Annotated in this window: 1 protein-coding gene; it reads left to right on the forward strand. The window is 25.3% G+C overall.

Annotated features, from left to right (window positions below):
* The first annotated feature begins 68 nt into the window (after nt 1-68).
* Nucleotides 69-416, forward strand: coding sequence for a ComEA family DNA-binding protein (locus LQU93_RS09900; protein WP_418884084.1), 348 nt, complete (start codon nt 69-71; stop codon nt 414-416).
* Nucleotides 417-684: the final 268 nt, after the last annotated feature.

The following is a 684-nucleotide window of genomic DNA, read 5'->3' on the forward strand; positions in this document are numbered from 1 at the left end:
ACAATATTAATGAAATATTTACACTAGTATCATATAATGAAACACTAACCAAAATAAAAGGATAAAACATGAAAATTTCAAAAATAATCTTAGCTAGCTTATTTGCAGTTTCAACGCTATTTGCTGCTGTAAATATAAATACTGCCACAAAAGAAGAGCTTATGAGTATAAAGGGCATAGGTGAATCTAAGGCTGATGCAATTATAGAATATAGAAAAATAAATAAATTTAATAACATAGAAGATATTAAAAATGTAAAAGGTATAGGAGATAGCACATTTGATAAGATAAAGGGTGAATTATCAACTGGTAGCACTAACTCAAAAACAAACAAAAATCTAAATGAAAAAGCCAAAGATAAACTAGATACTATCAAAGACAAGAAAAATAGTATTAAAGACGAAGCTAAAAAATAGATATCAATCATCGTCTTGCTTATTAATATATGGTTTGTTAAATGATAATTGCTATATTTGGCAAGACGATGATGTTTAGATTGCAGGTGTTTGTAAAACAAGTTGTGGCAAATTTAGTTTGTGATGTCAATTTTTAAATAAATCAGTTTAAAATTTGGTACTATTAAATTTAATGAATTATAATATTTTTCTTGAAAGAGCTAGTTAAAAGATTAATCGATACTGTAACATTGTTTTATAATTAAGTAGATTGTGTTAAATAAACACA

The sequence above is a fragment of the Campylobacter majalis genome, assembly GCF_905120465.1.
GTDB classification, from domain to species: domain Bacteria; phylum Campylobacterota; class Campylobacteria; order Campylobacterales; family Campylobacteraceae; genus Campylobacter_A; species Campylobacter_A majalis.